Raw genomic sequence first — 19,124 nt, forward strand, 5'->3', positions numbered from 1 at the left:
GTGGATCAGGCGGCCTTGTTGCCGTTCTTTCCAGGCGTGTCGAGCCCGTCAGAGTCGTACATCGTCATGAGTTTGTGGTCCTGAACCTGCGCGCTGGCCGGTTGACTCTCCTTGAGCTTCTCAAAGAGCGTCAAGGACTGCGCGACGACCTGGTCCATGTTGTAGTACTTGTAAGTCCCGAGCCGTCCAGCGAAGTGAACATCCGGCACCATATCGGCCAGGGCCTTATATTGCTGATAGAGCTCTGCATTCTTCGGTTGAGGCACCGGGTAATACGGGTCGCCCTCCGCGCACGGGTACTCGTACACGATGCTCGTCTTCGTATGCTCCTGTCCGGTCAAATACTTGAACTCCGTCACGCGCGTGTAGGGGTGCTCGTTGGGGTAGTTCACCACCGGCGCTGGCTGGAAGGTGGAAGTGTTGTGCGTCTGGTGCTCGAAACGCAGCGAGCGATAGGGCAGCTTGCCGTAGCAGTAGTCGAAGTACTCGTCGATCGGGCCAGTAAAGATCAGCTCCCGGAACGACACTTCTTCCTTGATCTCGCGATAGTCCGTGTTCAGCATGACGTGAATGTTCGGATGATCCAGCATCCGCTCGAACATCCGTGTGTAGCCGTGCAGAGGCATCGCCTGGTACCGATCGGTGAAGTAGCGATCGTCACGCGTGGTGCGCACCGGAACGCGCGCCGCCACAGAGGCGTCTAGTTCCGAAGGGTCGAGGTCCCACTGCTTGCGCGTGTAGTTACGGAAGAACTTCTCGTACAGATCACGGCCCACGCGGCTGAGCACCACATCCTCAGAAGTGACGATCTTCTCCCGCGGCTCAGCGACAGATTTCAGGAAGTCCTCCACCTGCAGGCACGTCAGATTCATACCGTATAGCTTGTTCAGCGTGTCGACGTTGATCGGCATCGGCACGAGCTGACCATCGACGCTGGTCTGCACGCGGTGTTCATAGGGCCGCCATTCCGTAAAACGCGAAAGATAGTCGAAGACTTTCTTCGAATTTGTATGGAAAATGTGCGGACCGTAACGATGAATCAGAACACCGTCGTCATTGTAGTGATCGTAGGCATTGCCCCCGATGTGAGGCCGGCGGTCGACCACCAGAATGGACGCGTCCAGCTGCGACGCGAGCCGCTCTGCAAGCACACTGCCGGAAAAGCCAGCTCCAATGATGAGGTAATCAAACATGCGCCACTTCCCCCCTCTCTGTCGTCTCTGCTGACGAGACTGTCTTCGCCTCGTTCCGGCGGCGTTCGATCAGCCGCCACATCTCCTCAAACGTGCGATCCCAGGACAGGTCTCGCAGGTACTCGTCCACCCGGTGCAGCCAATTTGCCGGACGGTCCTCCATGAGTGCCCGGATGGCGGTACGAAACTCTTCCGCAGTGTCCGCGATCAGCGCCAGCCCCTTGTTGCCATACGGCTCCACCACATCCGGGATCGCGGTCGAAACGACAGGGCGACCCGCAGCCAGATATTCCGGCGTCTTGGTCGGACTGATGAAGCGTGTCGAATCGTTGCGCGCAAATGGCAGCATGGCCACATCCCAGCTCGCCAGGTACCGCGGCAACTCGGCATAGGACTTCTGTCCCAGATAGTGCAGGTTCGGCCCCTGGGGCAGACTCTCCGGGGCAATCTTCACCACCGGCCCGAGGAAGATGAAGTGCCACGACGGTTCAAGCGCTGCGACCTCGCGCACCAGTTCGCGATCGAGACGCTCATCGAGCACACCGAAAAACCCGATGCGCGGGTGTGGAATCGAGCGCTGATCCTCTGGTTCTTCCATCTGCCTGCGGGCAACTGCAAAGTGCGCGCGATCGATGCTGCTTGGGAATAGGTGCGTATCCCGGTGCAGCTTGCGCTTTCTCTCGTACAGGCTGCGCCCGCCGACAAAGACCAGGTCCGCGCGCCCGAACAGCTCGGCTTCGAGAGCGAGCAGTTCGGGCGGCGCACCGGCAAACATCGAGAGTTCGTCCATGCAGTCATAGACCGTTACCTCCGGCTGCAGATGCCGCGAGAATCCGAGCGCCATCGGCGTGTAGTACCAGGCGAGATATTGGTCGATGCTTCGTTCTGCAAGCAGTTCATCAAGCAGCCTGCGCTGCTCTTCGACGGCATTGGCGCTTTTCGGCAGAAGAGGCGTCAACACTTCTATGCCATCCGGCTGCATCTCGCTGTGCAGCTCGGCTGTCGTCCGTTCGTCGTATCTCGGCTCCTCGATGAAAAGCACGGGCGCTACCTTCTGCAATCGCGTCAGCAGATGTTGCGGCCGCTGGTAAACGAAGCCCCACCGCAGATGAGAGAAACACAGAACCGTCAGCGGCTCGTTGCCGGAGGCAGGCGTCATGAAATTGGCAGATGCTGCGCGGTCGTTTGTCACTCTGCAGTTGGATGCATGTAGATGGTGGACTGTCGTATGGGCGCCATCGGTCCTGGCAAGCGCGCGCAATCTCTAGGCGGCTTTTGTCGCAGCTGCAGGCGTTACATACGCAGCCTGAATGCGTCGCGACTTGCCTTTTTCGAAGCGCACCAGCACCGTCTCTCCCACCGCATCCACAACTTCACCCCGGCCGAACTTTTTGTGCTCGACACGGTCACCTATCTGGAAACCTGGTGGTTGGGCGACGGGCAACGTCTCCGGAGCCGTCGTCACGATAGGTCCGATCGCAGTCTGCACCTCGACAGCAAAGGCAGCCGACGGCGGTGAGGCCGGCGCAACCACGAGACGCGTGCAGTTGTCGCACACTCCGCAGGGCTCTCCTTCCGGCTCGCCGAAGTAAGCGCGCACGATCTGTTTGCGGCAGCGACCGGACTCGGCGTAGCGCATCATGTCCTCGATGCGCTGGCGATCCTGGCGACGCCGCGCCTCGTAGACGGCATGCGCGCGTCGCAACTCATCGTCCGACACATGCGCCGCTCCGGCCTGGTAGAGCCCGCCAGCACGCGCGAGCAGCAGGCCGGCGTTGCGCAACAGATCGACGATCACCTGCACTCGCCGTTTTGACAGGCTCGTTCGCTCGGCAAGCGCTGGCCCGGTCTGTGGCTCGACTGCTGCTTCGAGCACCGCACGACACTCTTCCGCTCGGGGATAGCGGCTGATCAGGAAAAAACTTTGAATGCGCCGATCTTCCGAGCGATAAAGCAGCACAGCACGTGCCGGCTCTCCATCGCGTCCGGCACGACCCGCCTCCTGGTAGTAGCTTTCGAGCGAGTCAGGAAATTCGTAATGAAAGACGAAGCGGATATCCGGCTTATCGATGCCGAGGCCGAAGGCCTTTGTCGCGAACAGCACGCGCAGTTCGCCATTCATGAAGCGCTGCTGCATCGACGCCCGCTCGCGTGCCGGCAACTTGGCATGATAGCGGCCCGCTGCGATTCCCTGCGCCACCGCAAGCTCGAAGAGCTCCTCCGCACTGCGCACACTCGCCGTGTAGACGATCCCCGTCCCCGTCTCATCACGCAACGTCGAGAGCAGCCATTCGCGCTTTGCATCAACGTTCACCGCATGCTGCACGGCGAACTGAAGGTTCTCGCGCTCGGTTCCAGTGTTGACGATGACTGGACGTCGCGCACCCAGCACCTTCAAAACGTCTTCGATGACCGGCTGCGTGGCCGTTGCCGTGAACGCTGCAAGCGGAGGATTGCCCAGCTTCTTGCGCACGCGACGAAGATTCAGATAGGCGGGCCGGAAATCGTGCCCCCATTGCGAGATGCAATGCGCCTCGTCGATCGCGAGTAAGCTGACGCCCTGCTCTGCCAGGAGCGTAAGGTGTTCCGCATTTTCGAGCTGCTCCGGCGTTGTATAGACCAGCTGCGGCTCGCCCGCACGGATTGCGTCCAGCGCGTCTGCGCTCTCCCCCGCGTTCAGCGTTGAGTCGACGCGCTCCACCGCAATGCGCGCTTCGTGCGCCTTCTCCTGCTGATCGCGCATCAGTGCGATCAGCGGTGATACGACGACGACGGAGCCCGGCAGGAAGACGGCAGGCAGCTGGTAGCACAACGACTTGCCCGCCCCTGTCGGCATCAGTGCCAGCACATCGCGACCGGCAAAGATTGCCTCGAGTGTCTCCCGCTGTCCCGGGCGAAAATGTTCGATACCGAACCGTCGGCGCGCCTCGGCACGCAGGCGCTGCAGTGACACAGTTGTCCGGGCAGTGCGCTTCTTTTCTCTGTTGCGGGGAGCCATGGGTACTGGTTCAGGTGCAGTGGAAGCGTCTTCCCGTTGCCTTGCGCCCCGCGCTGCCGGATGATGTCGCCAACAATGTAAGAACATGCCGGTTTGACAGGGGCAACTGCTCGATTGCGCACTGTCAACAGGACGCGCTCGTCGAGGCCCACTTTGCGAAATCGGGAGACGGCTTGGCGATAGGCGCCGTACGTCACCACAGCCGTACGTCACCACATTAGATACCAAACGCGACTCCGACAGTTCCGGTGCATGTGCGGCTTGCTCGCTATCACCGCGGAATCTGGATCAGCCACATCACCATCAACGGAACCGAGGGCAAGAGCACCCACTTGGGCACAAGTGGCGCAACCAGCGCGTGCACCCCGAGCACAATCGCAAGCGCGAGACCCACCACCAACCCGTACCGGTGCATGGCAAACGACGATCCTGCAATCCAGATGGCTGCCGGGACGTGTGAGCCCATCCTTAGTGCCCAGACATCGCTCTCGCTCAGACCGTTGATCTCGGCGACGCCGAGAGCCGTGTCGAGCAGGATCCATACATAGCCAGACGCCTTCACCCATTCGCTCGCAGGCAGTGCCGATACAACTGGCAGCAACACCAGGTGGAAGACGATAAGGATGTAATTACCCAGCAAGACTCGGTTGGGCCGCTTGAGCGCGAACATGAGGACCCACGCTGCAGCGCCAACGTAACAGCAAAGTGGAACAGGTAAGGTCATCCAGTCTCCAGGCCCGTTCAGCTTACCGTGGACGCGCAAGTGCGCCTAACCTGCTGCGGGCTGCTGCTTACAGCATCTGAACGATCGCAAACAACAAAGCAGAAGCAGCACGCCAGCGTGCTCTCCACTCGGCTGGTTGACGATGCCTTGTGTGGCCAGTATGGTCGCGTTGTCTGCCAGAACTCACCTCCACCGCGACTGCTGTGCCATCAGCCACGACGCTGCATCGCCTTGGCGTGGTGTGCGGGCTGACCGCGGGGCTGTGGCTTGGGGCGGCCGAGGCGCCGACGAAACTAGTCACGCTCGGTTTGTCGCCGTTTGCCATCTCGTTCTGGATGGTGGCCGGCGTATTCACGGCCCGCTGGACATTTCCGACACTGATCAAGGGCACGGCGTTTGTCGGTCGCGACCTGCGCGCGCGACCGCACCTGCTTGTGTGGGCCCTCCTGGCGGGTGCCCTGTGGGCGATCGCAAACACACTCACGGTATTCGCCATCCGCGACGTTGGGTTGGCAATCGCATTCCCGCTGTGGAACGCGAATTCGCTGTTTGGATTGTTGTGGGGCCGCGTGTTGTTTCGCGAACTCGAAGGCGCAGGCCGCAGCCAGATCGTCCGGATCCTGCTCGGCTCGGTGGCCATCGTCGCCGCAGCCATCGTGCTTGGTTTCAGCACGGTTCACGGCGCGCAGCATGCAGGATCGCACGCAATTCGCGGAGTCGCGGCCGCGCTCGCCGCGAGTGCGATGTGGGGCACGATGTACGTTCCCTACCGCAAGGCGTACCTCAGCGGAATGAACCCGCTCACATTTGTCAGCGCCTTCACGGTCGGCGAGCTGGGCACCATGCTCGCGCTGGTCTGGTGGCTGGATGGCGGCGCGCACTCCTCTGCCTTTCAGTTCGCGCGTTACCACGGCGTGCTGTTCTGGCTCTTCCTCGGAGGATTTGTCTGGGTCATCGGCGATCTCTTCCAGCAGTTCGCCGTGAAATACGTCGGCATCGGACGCGGCATTCCGCTGTCGAACACGAACCAGCTCTGGGGACTGGCATGGGGCGCGCTCGTCTTTGGTGAGCTTGCGAGCAGCAGCGCGACGCAGCGCGCGATGGTGATCGGTGGTTCACTGATCATGATCCTCGGCGCGCTGGCGATCTCGTCCGCGGCCGCGCACCAGCAGGAGCGCTTTGCGTGGAGCCGCGCCGTCGATCGCGAACAGCATCGATATCAGATTGCGACCACTCCGGAAGCACCGATCCACGAAACGAGGCGATGGTGGGATTACGCAATCGTCACCATTGCGGTGGCTATCTTTGCGTGGCTGGCATCGGAGGCACGGCTGCCGGAGATTGCGGTCCGACACGGCTGGGTTGTGACGCTCACGACGCTGCTGCTTGGCAGTCTGCTCGCCGCCGGCGTCCTGCTGTGGCGGCGGACACGGTTCAGCTAAGGCGCGCTAAGGAGAAGAATGGCAGACGAAAGAGCGCTCGCACGATGAGCCCGCAAAGAGCTTCGGAAGAACAGCAGGACGGAGGCATGGCGAGGGCGATTCTGACCGATACGCACTTCTGGGTGCCGTTCCTGGTGCTGCTGCTGGGGCTTCTGGTCCTGGTAATTTGCACTCGCGCCTGAAGACAGGAACGGGAGGAGCCGTCCAGGCCTCCTCCCGCTCGCTAGCCAGAAGACTTGATCTAGTTCATGACCAGCAGCAGCTCGGCCGCATGCCAGGTCAGCAGGGCCGTCGTCACCAGGCCGGCGATCGCCAGCAGCGACGAGGCACGCACCAGGACGCGACGGGTGCGAAGGTCGCTGGCGTCCCAGCTTTGGGAGACAGACTTGCGGAGCCAGCGAACCACGCCTGCGCACTTCTGCCGCGGCATAAGAAGAAAGAGTTTCAGCAGCGCCCCCGGCGCTAACCGCAGGATCAGGAGCCCGGAGACTACAGCGAAAAAGACCAGAAGAATCATGAGTTCTGCCCTCACTGGTCGTGATACTAACGTGGCATGCCGAAGGACACCAGTGGATTATGCCCTTAGTAACCTCATGGACCCGTTACCTTAGCCGAGGGCGGACCAAAATGGCACGATCTGAGAACAGAGCGCTAACCCATTGCAGTAGAACGCGGAAACACGTCGTTGTGGGGAACCCGAGCGCTCAGTCGGCTCTCCCGGTCATGACTTCACACGACCAAGGTGCTATGGAAGATGTTCGGCTGTCAGCCGCACACTCGCGTCATGCAGCCGATTGGAACCCACTCCGCGCCTAAGCCGTCCATGCCCTCCTCGCCATCCGGGGAGGATGCTCCTGCGGCGAGCCGGACTGGGACGACGGATCGAACCGTCGAGCCGCTTGCCCACCCCATTCTGCAGGACGACAACTTTGTGGCGCAGCCGGCGACTTGGGTTCCGCAAACCTTCGCGATCTCGGTCTACGAGTAGCCCCGCCGGCCCGCTGCAGGTATGCGTGCCTAGATCACGTGCAACAGGAACAGCACGAGCACGATCAGCAGAATCAGGCTCAGGCCTCCCCCACCGTAATAGCCCAGTCCAGGGCCCATCCGGTAGCCGCCAAACCCGAACAGCAGAATCAGCACAATCAGCAGAATGATCACGGTCACCTCCAAGTGACTTCCCTAGCTCGGATGCAGGAAGTTGTGATCACGATGAGGTTGCATGGGCGTGGAAACCTGCTTGCGCTCTAGCGCGGCTGGCTCGCGATAGCGGCAAGCAAGCGCTGAGCCGCACGAATCTCTGCTGGTACGACGGTGTGAGGCCTGCCGGGGAAGCGCCGCAGTTCGACCGAAGCGCCCATCCCGGTGAGGATGACGCCGGACTCCTCTACGCGCTGCCAGGGAACGTGCGGATCCGGATCACCCGAACTCATCCACACCGGCGTCTTTGCGAGCGAACCGGGATGGCTCAGATTGGTGCCGGGCTCTCCGATCAGGCCACCCGTAAAGGCAAGCAGCGCGGCATAGCGGCGGGGATAGCTGGCGGCGAACTCGGTCGCCAGACACGCGCCCTGCGAGAAGCCACAAAGCACGATGCGATCCGGCGTGATGCCCGCAGCCAGAGACTCCTGCACAATGCTCTCTATGCGGCGCAGAGCCGAGGTGACCCACGGCTCATTCTGTGCGCGGGGCGCAAGGAACGAATTTGGATACCAGGTCGAACCCGCCGCCTGTGGAGCCAGCAGTGCGATGCCCCGATCCGTCAGCACATCGGCCAGCTCACGTCCGAGGCCGAGAATGTCCGCGGCCGACGCGCCACGACCGTGCAGCATGAGCAACACGAGCGATGCGTCGCTCAGCTGCACTCCTTCGGTCAGTACGGCGGCGCCGCGATGCGGGTCATTCTTCGTGTCCCCGTCCCGGCTGAATCGATCCCACATTTCCATCCCTGCTTACCGGTTGTGATGCAACGTGATTGGGGGCAGGGTACGCTCGATCAGTTCCCGCTTCGGCTCAAGCCACGCAGGCAGCTTCAGTGCTTCGCCCAGCGACTCCGGGAGTTCATCAAGCGCGAATCCCGGCGGATCGGTCGCGATCTCGAACAGCACGCCGCCCGGCTCCCGAAAGTAGATGGAATGGAAGTACGTGCGGTCGAGCACAGGTGTGACGTCCAGACCAGCCTGCTTCAGCACCTCGCGCCACGCACGCTGCTGCTCGTCGTCGGGCGCGCGAAATGCGATGTGGTGCACACTGCCCGCACCCAGTCGTCCATACGTGAGCTGCGGCTGCACCAGGACATCGATGTGACTGCCCGGCGCATCGCCCGCTGCGGAGAAGCGAAAGCGTCCGCCTGTATCGTGCGTTTGTTCGTAACCCATCAGGCGCAGCACGGCTGCTGTTGACTCGAATCCGGCTTCGCACAACGTCACACTATGGAAGCCGCGGATGCTGTGCTCCACGGGCACATCGCTGAAGCGTGCCGGATGCGGAGCGTTGGCATCGCTCGCGACCAACTCAAGCCGCATGCCGTCTGGATCGGCAAAGCTGAGCACTCCGTCGCCGAAGCGTTCGGGCGCCTCCTCAACGAGAACCCCGGCCTGCGTCAACCGGTCCTGCCAGTAACCCAGTGAGGCGCCCGGAACCCGGTAGGCCGTGACAGAGGTTTCGCCGACTCCCGGCGCGCCGCGATGCGCGTGTGGCCAGGGGAAGAAGGTCAGGATGGTGCCCGGCGACCCGGCATCGTCTCCGAAGTAAAAGTGGTAGGTCCCGGGATCATCGAAGTTGATGGTGCGCTTGACGAAGCGCAGTCCCAGCACGCTGCCGTAGAAATCGAGGTTGCGCTGCGGATCGGATGCAATCGCAGTGACGTGATGGAGCCCGGCTATTGGCCGCGGTCCAGCGGCCTGCTCTGGTTCGTCACTCATCGAATCCTCCTCTTGCGGGCAGACATGCGTCGCCGTAAGAGAGATGCGCGAGAAGGCACAAGGTTGCGGAACGGCCTCTAGAGACCCCGGTAAGCTCCGCCATCCACCAGCAGCGTTTGTCCCGTGATGTAGGACGCGCGCTCAGAGGACAGCCAGACGATGGCATCCGCGACCTCGTCCGGTTGCCCCAGACGGGCCAGCGGCACGCTGGCGCTCAACTGATCGGCGTATTGCTGATCTGTTATGCCGGCAGCCTTCGCGCGGCCGGCAATCAGCTCGTTCAGCCGCGCTGTCGTCGTGTAACCGGGCGCCACGTTATTGACAGTGATCCCATCCTTGCCGAACTCGTTTGACAGGCTCTTCACCAACCCGACCACCCCGGCCCGTACGGTATTCGAGTACACCAGGTCGCCCACCGGCTGACGCACCGAGACGGACGTGATCGTCACGATTCGGCCCCAGCGGCGCTTCTGCATGTGTGGCAGCACAGCATGCGCCAGGTAGACCACACTCAGGAGATTCAGCTCGACTGCATGCTGCCACTCCTCGGGCGTTGTCGCCAGAAAGTCGCGCGCCGGCGGCCCGCCTGCATTCGGAACGCAGACGTCCACGCCGCCGTACTCCGACGCAACCCGATCGACAAAGCGGCGAACAGTCGCGCCATCCGTTACATCGCAGGTCTCGGCCAGGACATCACACGCGTACTGCTTTCGAATCGCATCCGCGGTGTGGTTGAGCTTCGTCGCATCGCGTGAGCACAGCGCGAGCCGCGCTCCCTCGCTGGCGAACTTTTCCGCCGCTGCACGAGCGATGCCCTCGCTCGCCGCAGCGACCAGCACACTGCGTCCCTTGATTCCGTAATCCATCACGCCTCCGTCGGTCTGTGATTGGCGCGCGGTTAGGAGCGCGCTGGAACCGCGCTGCGCAGATAGGCGTCGTCGCGCTTGATCCAGTCTTCGCGAGGTGGGTTGAAGACGTCGAGATCCACCGTGTCCTCAAGCGCATGCGCCTCGTGCGGCACATGTGGCGGGATGCAGAGTACCTCTCCTGCCCGGACCACAATCTCCTCACCGCTAATCAGGAAGCGCAGAGCCCCTTCGAGGATGTAGGTGATCTGCTCATTGTGGTGCTGGTGCATGGGGACCACGGCACCCTTCTTAAGCAGCACACGGGCGATCATCATCCCGGTTCCAACAATGAACTGCCGCCCGATGGTTGGGCTCATCTGCTCGATCTGAACCTCGTCCCACCGCGTATAGGTCGCACTTGCCGCGTCTGCCATGCCAGCCTCCTGCGCATCCCTTATAGCAGGCGAGGGGCAAGCGTCGCACGGCCGCGACTTGGTAGGTGTGACGAGTCGTCCATCACAGAAATGCTGTGCGCCCTAACGTTCGCCGACCTTACGCCGTGACTGAATCGACGTGGCGCTGAAGCTGTTCGATGTGGATGATGAGCGCTCGCCTAACCGTCGTTCTCATCCCGGCAACGTGACCGACGCAGGACAATGCGCGCCAAGTATTGGTGCCGCCTTCTGACACGCTGAAGGACGGACGCATGATCGGGCAGCAGGAGCACCCACTACAAGCGATCGAACAGAGATCCCTGCTTATCCAGGCTCACGATGACCGATTCGAGCGCAGACTGCTGCGTCTCGCTGGTTGAGAGCTGGTTTGCCACCGTGGGTAGATCCGCCTCAAGCAGGTTCGTCTGGTTCGCCGTGAGCCGCGTCCGTTCCTCGCTGGCATACGTGGATGCGCTCTGCAGACGGGTAATCGAATTGTCGAGCGAAGCCCGCTGCGAGCTGACCTGAGTGAGGACAACGGATAGCTGCGAAGCCAGCGGCGTCGTCGTTGCCGTATCCCCTGTCGCAAATCCCTGGATGAGCTGATTCAACGTGCCGAAGAGGTCCGCACCAGCAGCCGAGAAGACCTGGGTGCCGGGAAGGTTGACCCCGATCGACTGCCCACCCGGAGTGCTGATGGTGTTCACGCGCGCATCGCCGTTGTAAGTAACCGTGGCGGGCGTGGATGAGGTGTCCAATTGGAAAGGACTGACGCTATTGTTCGAGCCGGAGAAAAGGTACGTGCCTGCGTAGCTCGTATTGGCGAGCCCGAGAATCTCATCGCGCACGCCCGAAAGCTCCTGGGCGATGCTCTGCTGATTGGCCACTGTATTGGTGCCATTATTGCCGCTCGTGGCGAGCGAGATAGCGCGAGTGATCTGATCAACGACTGCGGATAGCGTCGAATCGGTCGCCTGCAGCCGGGATTCCGTCGTGGTCACCGTCTGGGAGAAGCTGCTGTCCGCAACGAGGCGCGCGTTCAACTGAACATTCTGCGCGGCTGCTGCGGGATCGTCTCCGATCCCGGAAAGGCGCAGCCCACTTGATATCTCGCTTGCAATCCGTTGCTGCTGGGCACCGCTCTGGGAGAGCGCCGTTGTCAACTGCTGGACGTAGTTCGGATCCATTCGCATCGCCACTCCGATCCTTCCTGGGACAATCCTGGTATTCCATTCAGCTCTTGACTTGCTGCGCTTCCCTGAGGACGTTCCTTTGCCTCTCAATGAACGATTGAGGCTCTCAGGATGACCACGCAATGTTTCTCATCGTGTGCCTAACCGGAGACCGCCGTTTCCGTCCCGAGGTTCAGCGCACTGGCGATCAAGGTATTCAGGATCGTGAAGACTTTCGCTGACGCCTGGTAAGCCTGCTCATAGCTCTGCAGCAGAGCCGCCTGTTCATTCAGGCTCACAGAGGACAACGCACTCTGGTGGGAGTGGAGTTGCGTCAGCGAAGCACTTTGCGCCGCCTGCGACGTAGTCGATTCGCTTACGCTGCTCCCGACCTGCCCGACGAGCGCGGCATACGCACCAGCCGGTGTCGCTCCGCTCACGATGGTGGCGGACGCCAGGGCGGCCAGCGCTGTTGCATTTGTTCCATCCAGGGCGCCCGACCCGGACGCACCCGCCGCGACATCCTTTGGATCCGTGAGCAGGACGCCGATGTTGGCCGCAGTGCCGGCCGCACTCGCGCCGACGCTGAAGATCGGAGCGCCGGCAGATCCGTTCAGGTCGACACCGAGCGACTGCTGCGCATTCACAGTAGTAGCGACACTGAAGGCGAGTTGGTCCACAGCCGACCCGGCCTTGACCAGATCGCTATCCCGTGCTGTCAGTGCTCCGCCGATCTGCCCGCCCGCACCAGTCAATGCAGCCGTCTGATCGACTCCGCCAATCGACAGGTGGGTGACACCTCCGGATGAGTTGAGGGAGATTGCGCCACTCGTGCTCCCCGCCACCAGCACAGCACCCGAAAGTGTGGTCAGCGTGAGGCTGTTGTTTTCATTCTGGATGGTGTGGATGCCGATCAGCTGCGATAGCTGCTGGATCTCCGATTGCCTCTGGTCTTCAAGCGTGCCCGCATCCGTGCCCGGCGAGTTCGAGCTGATCTTCGCATTCAGGCTGGCGATGTTCGCGGTCAGAGTGTGCACCTGCGTCGCCGCACTGGTGATCGTCTGGTCCACCCCCTGCCGCTGCGCCGTGATGCTGGCTGAGGTCTGGCGGAAGCCGTCGCCCAGGCTGGTCGCCGCGCTCAGCACCGCCGTCCGGAGGGTGGAGTTCGATGGGTCGGAAGCCAGCTGCGAGAAGCTCACAAAGAAGCTGCTCAGCTGCTGGCCGAGATCGCTCGAGCTTGCACTTCCCGTGGTTCCGACCGCGCCCGAAAAGATGGACTGGAGATCATTTAGGGCAGACAGGCGCGCAGCCGTGTCAGCCTGATCCTGCGTCTGCTGATCGATCCGCTGGTTGAGAACGCGGTCGCGCTGCGACGCAGCGCCTTCGAACACGACTCCGGTCGGCTGGGACTGCGAACCCACCGTAAGCGTATCCGCGGTCCCCCAGCGAACCGCCTGCGTCGTGTAACCCGGCGTGTTCGCATTGGCTACGTTCTGCGAGACAACCGAGATGGCCGCCTGATCGGAGGCGAGCGCACCAGTGGCGATGTTCCAAGCCTGATTTAGTGTAGCCACGCGTCTTGCCCCCCGCTCCGGCGATAACCTTCGAGCGGCGAACGCTCCACCGGCTCAAGCCCAAGCACGTTTAGGTTTGTGCGCGTCTGCTTCAGTAGCCGATCAAGCAGCAGCAGCTTCCATGAGAAGCGAGCCAGCGTGCCCTCAGTCGCCGCCAGCCGACGCGTACCGCTCTCCCACTCGCGGCAGAGCACGGAGAGGTGCTCAAGGCTCTCCGTGTTCAACGCGACGAGTCCTTCCACTGCGAGGTCGAGTGTGCGTTCAACCTGGCCGGCTGGTACGTGCTGTGTAGTCTCGCTTTTCCTCATCCTGTTCTCACCCTCGCTTTTAAGTAACTCTCTGCCTACCTGCCGAAGCTGCGCAGCAACGCATCAGCCACGTCCGAAGGTGACACCTGGTACGTGCCCGCGGCGAGCTGCTGCTGCAACGCCGCCACTCTCTCCTGACGCACGTCCGGCTGGTCCGCGGCATGAGCCAGCGACGCAGCCAGCGCGCTCACATCCGCGCGGTCCGGTCGAAGAGACGTCCGACTTGCTGCGGTATCGGTAGACTGCAGACCCCGAGCCGATGAGCTGACTCCCGGGCTTTGTTCCAGCGCGGGAAGGTTTGTGATCTCCCTGATGTTCATGGACAGGTCTCCTCAGGGAACTTATCGGCGGTTCCGCCCCAACCTTTACCCGATCCTGCTTCCCTGCCCGATTGGGGCAGGATTCTGCTTCGCGCCTGGCGCAAGCTGGTGCAGGATCCGATTGGCAATCCCGAATCCACCGCGTTCGGAGATCGCCTTGGCCAGCGACTCGGAGGCGAAGCCCGCCAGAGCGCCCTCGCTGCCATCCTCGTTGTCATTCAGCCCGCTCTGCATGGGCTTCAGCAGCTCGGACATGAGGCTGGCCTCGAACTCGTGCGCAGAGCGTTCGAGTCTTGGCTGCGCTGCCGGCGCGGGGTGGGTCGGCGCCGCACCATGGGTGGGGTGGATCTCGAACGCACTCACAGTACCTCCAACTCGGCCTCGAGGGCGCCGGCTTCCTTCATCGCCTGCAGGATCGAGATCACGTCGCGCGCGCTGGCGCCAATACCCTGCAAATTCTGCACCAGATCATCGACCGTTGCGCCCTGATGGAGCACAATCCGGTTCACAGGCTTGTCCTGCGCCTCAATCGTCGTCTGCGGGACTACCTGGGTCGCGCCCCCACTGAACGGTCCAGGCTGGGAAACGGCCAGCTCGGTCACCACATTCACGGCCAGGCCGCCGTGCAGGATCGATACCGGCTGCAGCCTCACGTCACCACCGATCACCACGGTCCCGGTGCGCTCGTTGACAACGACCTTGGCCCGGGGGAACGTCTCCACCTCCACAGCTTCCACACGCGCCAGCAGCGACGGAAGGTCCTCCCCCGCCTGGGGGTGCAGATCGATCCGACGGCTGTCAGCCGCATGGGCCAGAGGACGTCCCAGCTCGCTGTTGATCGACTCGGCCATGCGCTGCGTGGTGCGGAAATCCGCATCGTTCAGAAGCAGCGAGAGGGTGGGCAGGCGAGCCAGGTCGAGAGGAACCCCCCGTTCGACCATCGCGCCCCCCGGGATACGGCCAGTGGTCGGATGGTTCATCATCTTCGCGTTGCCATTTGCCGAGACCGCATAGCCGCCAAGCACGATGGGGCCTTGTGCCTGGGCGTAGATCCGTCCATCGGGGCCGTAGAGCGGGGTCATCAGCAGGAGTCCGCCATCCAGGCTGCGCGCGTCACCAGCAGACGACGCAGTGACATCGAGCTTGGTGCCCGGCTCCGCGAAGGGCGGCAGAGTGGCTGCGATAAACACAGCGGCCATATTCTGCACCCGTAAAGCGTTGGCGTTCCCTGCTCCGCCGGGCACATTCACGCCCATGCGCTGCAGCGTCGAGACCAACGTCTGCACCGGGAAGACGGTCTGCTGGCTGTCACCCGTTCCGTGCAGGCCCACGATGATGCCGTAGCCGATGAGCTGGTTGTCGCGCACGCCTTCAATGGATGCGACATCCTTGACGCGCACGCGATGGCCCGCGCTTATCCGCGGAGTCTGCCCGGGGATCGCACCGCATACCAGAATTCCTGCGGTGACCAGGGCGAGCACACGAGCCACGCGCAGCGACTTAAAAGATAACCAGGCGTTCCAAGAAGCGGACGAGCGGGTTCTGCCGATAGGTGTAGTCATTGATGATTCCCTTTCCCACAACTTCCAGCTCAAGATCGGTCACCGCCGTCGAGAGCACCTGGTTTGCAGCGTTCACATCGCTTGGCCGCACCAGTCCGCGCAGCCGGATCATCTGCGTCTGCTGGTTGAAGGCGACCTGACGATCGGCTTCGATCACCAGAATCCCGTTCGGCAGCACATCCACCACCTGGCCGCCCACCACCGTGTTCAGACTCGAGTTGGTCACGCTCTGGCCTTGAGCGGTGAGCCCGCTGGCCGAGTTTTGCGATACGAGGTTTTGCAGGCTATTCGCAGCCGATAGCTTGCTGAACAGCGAAGCCACCTGCGAGCTCGCATTCGAGCTGCGGGCATTCTTCACCGAGCCATCGGTCGATGCCGAGAGCGTCTCACCGACCACGATCGAGATCAGGTCGTGCGCATGCATCGCGCGCACGTCGGTCGATAGTCGGGTCAGGGCACCGTTCTCGCTCCAGATTGCGCCCGGCGTGCGCGGCTCAGCGGCACTCTCTGCCTGCACGCGCGCAATGTAAGCAGCCAGGGACTCATCGGTGCGGCTGTGCTGGCTGCCGCTGTCTCTGCTGTTGAGGTATTTTGTCATTGCCGCCGAGGCACGCACGTCGGCCGAGATGAAGAAGAGCAACGATGCGACGGCGAGCGGAAGTGTGACGGAGCGGAGCGTTGTCATCGAGCTCGCTCCCAACGGCTGATCAGGCTAGCGGTTCCAGGCGCGCTGACTGCAACCTCCACCACTGCCCCGGTCAACGCAAGACGTGCACGCAAGTGGCGTCCGCAGGCCGCGCCAGTGAGCGCACGCGCTTCGAGCGTGATCGTGCCGCCAGACGATGTCTCGCTCTGGATCCGCAACCGATCACCAGAACGGACACAATCTGCCGCGGCGCGGTGTGCGGCCGGCACGGCTCGACCGGCGGTGACGGTAAGCGCTTCGGGGGCGAGCGCGAGCCGTGGAGGCGCTGCCGGGTGCACCGAATCCCGCACCTCAACCCAGCGCAGGCCGGAGATCGGATCAACGCGCTCGTGAAGGTCAAAGCCGTTGGGCATCTGCGCGTGGAGGGGAGCCGCACTCCCGCCGGCGACGGCTGCAAGCAGAGACAGGAGGACAGCGGTTCGAAGACACCTCATGGATTCCTTTCTGTAACATTGGCTGCGACGTCAGTTAGCGCGAGAGGCCGTTCACCTGGGAGTACATGTCGTCTGCTGCCTTGATTACCTTTGAGTTGCTCTCGTAGGCACGCTGTGCGAGCACCATCTGGACGAACTCGCTCACCACATCGACATTCGAGCCTTCCAGATACCCTTGCTGCACCTGTCCCAGACCCTCCGTCCCGCCGGGATTGCCGGTAACCGCATCCCCGGAAGAAAGCGTCGCGCGGAAGAGGTTGCCGCCGACCGCTTCAAGTCCGCCCGGATTGGCGAAGGTCGCCAATTGCAACTGTCCCAGTTGCTGAGGGTTTTGCTGTCCTGGCAGGCTTGCATTCACCTGGCCATACTGCGTGATCGTGACCGAAATCGCGTTCGGCGGAATCGTGATGGACGGCTGCAGCAGATCCCCCGCCGCGGTCACGATGCTGCCCTGATTGTTCAGGTGAAAGCTGCCGGAGCGTGTATACGCCGTTGTGCCGTCGGGGCGCTGCACCTGGAAGAAGCCGGAGCCCTCGATCGCGACATCGTAAGGATTGTTCGTCTGGTTCAGGTCGCCCTGCGTCATGATGACCTCAGTTGCAGACGACTTGGTGCCCAATCCGATCTGCAGCCCGGCCGAGACGGTCTGATTGCTCTGCGCCGCCCCCGGGGTCACCATGTTCTGGTAGAGCATGTCCTGAAACTGCAGGCGTGTCTGACGGAAGCCTGCCGTTGAAGAGTTCGCCAGATTGTTGGCGATCGTGTCCAGGTTCAGCTGCTGGGCACTCATGCCACTGGCTGCTGTATAGAGCGCTCGGATCATCGGAATTCTCCTTCTGGTGCGCGGACCGCACTAGACCTTCGGCAGTTCTTCTGCCGCGGCACGATCAAAATCGTTGTGAAAGACGCTAAGCGCCTTCTGCATCATCTCGGCCTGGCGCTGCACGATCAGCAATTGCAGGCTGCCGCCGATCACATCCTGGTTCGAGCCTTCCAGCTCGCCCTGCGCCACGCTGAAGTTCCGGCTCGGCTTCAATTGGGTCGGATCAGTGACACGGTACTGGTTCGATCCCTCGGCAACCAGGCTGGTCGCCGGCGCGCTAAACACGCCGATCTGCGCCACTACACCGCCATCGACGGAGACTGACCCATCCACTCCGATGGCGAGCGTGCCGCTGGGCACCACGATCGTGCGGTGAGCGGTGTCGAGCACTGGATGACTCGCATGGTCGACCAGCAATCCGGTGGCGGTACGCTCGAATGAGCCATCGCGGGTGTAGCGCTCTCCCTGGCCGGTCTGGATGGCGAAGAAACCGTCACCCTGAATCGCTGCATCCGTTGCGCTGCCGGTTCGCGTCAGCGCACCCTGGCCGAGATCCAGTTGGCTCCCGCCCAGCACGCCATAGCGATTGACTGTGCCGTTGAGCTGCGAGTCGCCCGCACCTTCCCCGGCAAGCGCATCGCGGAAGAACTCGCGTTGCGCACGAAACCCGGCCGTGTTCGCATTGGCCAGATTGCTTGACGCACTGTCGAGTGCCTGGGTGCGCGCCAGCAGTGCGGAATAGGCTGCGTAGTAGCCGCTGTCCATCTGTGCTCTCCTGCCCGATGCTGATGCAATCCGGCGGCCACACTGGGCGGGCGCAACCACGCGCCATCTTAGGAAAGGCTAAGGACTGAAGACGGCTCAGGCGTTGGGCGCAGGGGCAGCACCACGTCCTCAACATCCGTGTTTGGAGATTTCTGCCACATTCGTAACCACAAATGATCGTGCATGCGAACCAGCCGTGCTCCTGCTGGACGCGCGCGCTCGAGCTGAGCCTGGATGGCCGCCGCGGCGCCGTCCCGTCGAGGACTGCCCCCGGTTGCTGGCTCGATCTCCGGCTCGACTACCGCCGCTTCCCACTGCCGCCACAGCTCGTCGGTAACAAAGATCGGAGTGACGGGGCTGCCGACAATGTGCTCCAAAGCCCGCGCCGCGGCATGGTCAGCGCGGCAGCGGCCCGATAAAAACAGCGCTCCATCCGAATGCCGCGACAACACCAGCAGATCGTAGCGACGCTGCAGCAGGGCCGGCATGGCTCGCGGCGCAAGCTCAATACCGGCATTCGCTTCGGCAAGTACTGCGCAGTTCCACTGCACGGCCAATGCCTTCGCAATCGTCTCTCCAGAGATGCCGTGCAACTCACGCAGCCAGTCTCCGATGCGCCCGCGTCCCGCCTGGCGCTGTGCTGCCAGGGCCTCCTGCAGCTCGCGCTGACGGATCCAGCCACGACTGAGCAGAATCAGCCCAAGGGGCATTCGTAGGGACCGCTCCGGCGGTGCGAAGTCCCAATTTTCAATCTCCGTACGCAGTGCGCGGGCGATGATCTGCTCTATGCAGACTGTACTGCACGCCCAGTTGCCCTCAAATCGGGGCGCACCTCGCCGGCGCAGCGTCTGCAACCACCCGGTCTGACAGTCCGGGTTGCCGCACGCATCGGACCAG

Annotated in this window: 24 protein-coding genes; 3 read left to right on the forward strand and 21 right to left on the reverse strand. The window is 62.5% G+C overall.

Features of this window, described 5'->3' with window-relative positions; all coding sequences use genetic code 11:
* Positions 1–5: 5 nt before the first annotated feature.
* From glf to AC5IJH_RS03360, 4 genes are all read right to left on the reverse strand, one after another.
* Positions 6–1,193 (reverse strand): UDP-galactopyranose mutase, encoded by a 1,188-nt coding sequence (glf, locus tag AC5IJH_RS03345; protein WP_491901379.1) that lies wholly within the window; start codon positions 1,191–1,193, stop codon positions 6–8.
* Entirely contained in the window at positions 1,186–2,352 is a 1,167-nt protein-coding gene (locus tag AC5IJH_RS03350; protein WP_491901380.1) for a glycosyltransferase family 1 protein, read from the reverse strand. The genes glf and AC5IJH_RS03350 overlap by 8 nt, the downstream gene beginning before the upstream one ends.
* Positions 2,353–2,457: 105 nt before the next feature.
* Positions 2,458–4,146 (reverse strand): RecQ family ATP-dependent DNA helicase, encoded by a 1,689-nt coding sequence (locus AC5IJH_RS03355; protein ID WP_491901381.1) that lies wholly within the window; start codon positions 4,144–4,146, stop codon positions 2,458–2,460.
* A gap of 316 nt (positions 4,147–4,462) precedes the next feature.
* On the reverse strand, positions 4,463–4,915 hold the full coding sequence (locus tag AC5IJH_RS03360) for a hypothetical protein (protein WP_491901382.1): 453 nt from the start codon (positions 4,913–4,915) through the stop codon (positions 4,463–4,465).
* 203 nt (positions 4,916–5,118) lie between these two features.
* Here AC5IJH_RS03360 and AC5IJH_RS03365 point away from each other — a divergent pair, with 203 nt between their 5' ends.
* Both AC5IJH_RS03365 and AC5IJH_RS03370 read left to right on the forward strand, forming a co-directional pair.
* Positions 5,119–6,357: an EamA/RhaT family transporter gene (locus AC5IJH_RS03365; RefSeq protein WP_491901383.1), complete on the forward strand. Its 1,239-nt coding sequence runs from the start codon at positions 5,119–5,121 to the stop codon at positions 6,355–6,357.
* Between the two features lie 86 nt (positions 6,358–6,443).
* Positions 6,444–6,539: a translocated intimin receptor Tir gene (locus AC5IJH_RS03370; RefSeq protein WP_491901384.1), complete on the forward strand. Its 96-nt coding sequence runs from the start codon at positions 6,444–6,446 to the stop codon at positions 6,537–6,539.
* A 59-nt stretch (positions 6,540–6,598) separates the two neighbouring features.
* On the opposite strand, the gene AC5IJH_RS03375 is transcribed toward AC5IJH_RS03370, so the two are convergent.
* Entirely contained in the window at positions 6,599–6,874 is a 276-nt protein-coding gene (locus AC5IJH_RS03375; protein WP_491901385.1) for a hypothetical protein, read from the reverse strand.
* 267 nt (positions 6,875–7,141) lie between these two features.
* On the opposite strand from AC5IJH_RS03375, the gene AC5IJH_RS03380 reads away from it, so the two are divergent.
* On the forward strand, positions 7,142–7,345 hold the full coding sequence (locus AC5IJH_RS03380; protein WP_491901386.1) for a hypothetical protein: 204 nt from the start codon (positions 7,142–7,144) through the stop codon (positions 7,343–7,345).
* A gap of 29 nt (positions 7,346–7,374) precedes the next feature.
* On the opposite strand, the gene AC5IJH_RS03385 is transcribed toward AC5IJH_RS03380, so the two are convergent.
* The 16 genes from AC5IJH_RS03385 to AC5IJH_RS03460 all read right to left on the reverse strand — a co-directional run bounded on the left by AC5IJH_RS03385 (position 7,375) and on the right by AC5IJH_RS03460 (position 18,937).
* Positions 7,375–7,518 (reverse strand): DUF3309 family protein, encoded by a 144-nt coding sequence (locus AC5IJH_RS03385; protein ID WP_491901387.1) that lies wholly within the window; start codon positions 7,516–7,518, stop codon positions 7,375–7,377.
* A gap of 86 nt (positions 7,519–7,604) precedes the next feature.
* Positions 7,605–8,297: an alpha/beta hydrolase gene (locus AC5IJH_RS03390; protein ID WP_491901388.1), complete on the reverse strand. Its 693-nt coding sequence runs from the start codon at positions 8,295–8,297 to the stop codon at positions 7,605–7,607.
* 12 nt (positions 8,298–8,309) lie between these two features.
* A complete protein-coding gene (locus tag AC5IJH_RS03395; protein ID WP_491901389.1) occupies positions 8,310–9,281 on the reverse strand; it encodes a ring-cleaving dioxygenase in 972 nt (323 codons plus the stop codon).
* A 77-nt stretch (positions 9,282–9,358) separates the two neighbouring features.
* Positions 9,359–10,147, reverse strand: a complete 789-nt coding sequence (locus AC5IJH_RS03400; protein ID WP_491901390.1) for an SDR family oxidoreductase — start codon at positions 10,145–10,147, stop codon at positions 9,359–9,361.
* A gap of 32 nt (positions 10,148–10,179) precedes the next feature.
* The gene (locus AC5IJH_RS03405; protein ID WP_491901391.1) at positions 10,180–10,563 is read right to left on the reverse strand and encodes a cupin domain-containing protein; all 384 of its coding nucleotides are present in this window, start codon (positions 10,561–10,563) and stop codon (positions 10,180–10,182) included.
* 296 nt (positions 10,564–10,859) lie between these two features.
* On the reverse strand, positions 10,860–11,756 hold the full coding sequence (locus AC5IJH_RS03410; RefSeq protein WP_491901496.1) for a flagellin N-terminal helical domain-containing protein: 897 nt from the start codon (positions 11,754–11,756) through the stop codon (positions 10,860–10,862).
* Between the two features lie 140 nt (positions 11,757–11,896).
* A complete protein-coding gene (flgK, locus tag AC5IJH_RS03415) occupies positions 11,897–13,309 on the reverse strand; it encodes a flagellar hook-associated protein FlgK (RefSeq protein WP_491901392.1) in 1,413 nt (470 codons plus the stop codon).
* Entirely contained in the window at positions 13,297–13,617 is a 321-nt protein-coding gene (locus tag AC5IJH_RS03420) for a hypothetical protein (RefSeq protein WP_491901393.1), read from the reverse strand. Before AC5IJH_RS03420 ends, flgK begins: the two co-directional genes overlap by 13 nt.
* Positions 13,618–13,652: 35 nt before the next feature.
* Complete coding sequence (gene flgM / locus AC5IJH_RS03425; protein ID WP_491901394.1) at positions 13,653–13,937, reverse strand: flagellar biosynthesis anti-sigma factor FlgM; 285 nt, start codon at positions 13,935–13,937, stop codon at positions 13,653–13,655.
* A 45-nt stretch (positions 13,938–13,982) separates the two neighbouring features.
* A complete protein-coding gene (locus AC5IJH_RS03430; protein WP_491901395.1) occupies positions 13,983–14,300 on the reverse strand; it encodes a hypothetical protein in 318 nt (105 codons plus the stop codon).
* Entirely contained in the window at positions 14,297–15,394 is a 1,098-nt protein-coding gene (locus tag AC5IJH_RS03435) for a flagellar basal body P-ring protein FlgI (RefSeq protein WP_491901497.1), read from the reverse strand. The genes AC5IJH_RS03430 and AC5IJH_RS03435 overlap by 4 nt, the downstream gene beginning before the upstream one ends.
* Positions 15,395–15,437: 43 nt before the next feature.
* Complete coding sequence (locus tag AC5IJH_RS03440) at positions 15,438–16,184, reverse strand: flagellar basal body L-ring protein FlgH (protein ID WP_491901396.1); 747 nt, start codon at positions 16,182–16,184, stop codon at positions 15,438–15,440.
* On the reverse strand, positions 16,181–16,639 hold the full coding sequence (locus AC5IJH_RS03445; RefSeq protein ID WP_491901397.1) for a hypothetical protein: 459 nt from the start codon (positions 16,637–16,639) through the stop codon (positions 16,181–16,183). The genes AC5IJH_RS03440 and AC5IJH_RS03445 overlap by 4 nt, the downstream gene beginning before the upstream one ends.
* Positions 16,640–16,673: 34 nt before the next feature.
* Entirely contained in the window at positions 16,674–17,462 is a 789-nt protein-coding gene (flgG, locus tag AC5IJH_RS03450; RefSeq protein ID WP_491901398.1) for a flagellar basal-body rod protein FlgG, read from the reverse strand.
* Positions 17,463–17,492: 30 nt separating this feature from the next.
* Positions 17,493–18,227 carry a flagellar hook-basal body protein gene (locus AC5IJH_RS03455; RefSeq protein ID WP_491901399.1) on the reverse strand — a complete coding sequence of 245 codons (735 nt, stop codon included), beginning with the start codon at positions 18,225–18,227 and terminating at the stop codon, positions 17,493–17,495.
* A gap of 68 nt (positions 18,228–18,295) precedes the next feature.
* Positions 18,296–18,937, reverse strand: a complete 642-nt coding sequence (locus AC5IJH_RS03460) for a cyclic di-GMP-binding domain-containing protein, MshE-related (protein WP_491901400.1) — start codon at positions 18,935–18,937, stop codon at positions 18,296–18,298.
* Between the last annotated feature and the right edge of the window lie 187 nt (positions 18,938–19,124).

The sequence above is a fragment of the Candidatus Dedyshia acidiphila genome (assembly GCF_051025295.1).
Classification (GTDB): domain Bacteria; phylum Acidobacteriota; class Terriglobia; order Terriglobales; family Acidobacteriaceae; genus KBS-83.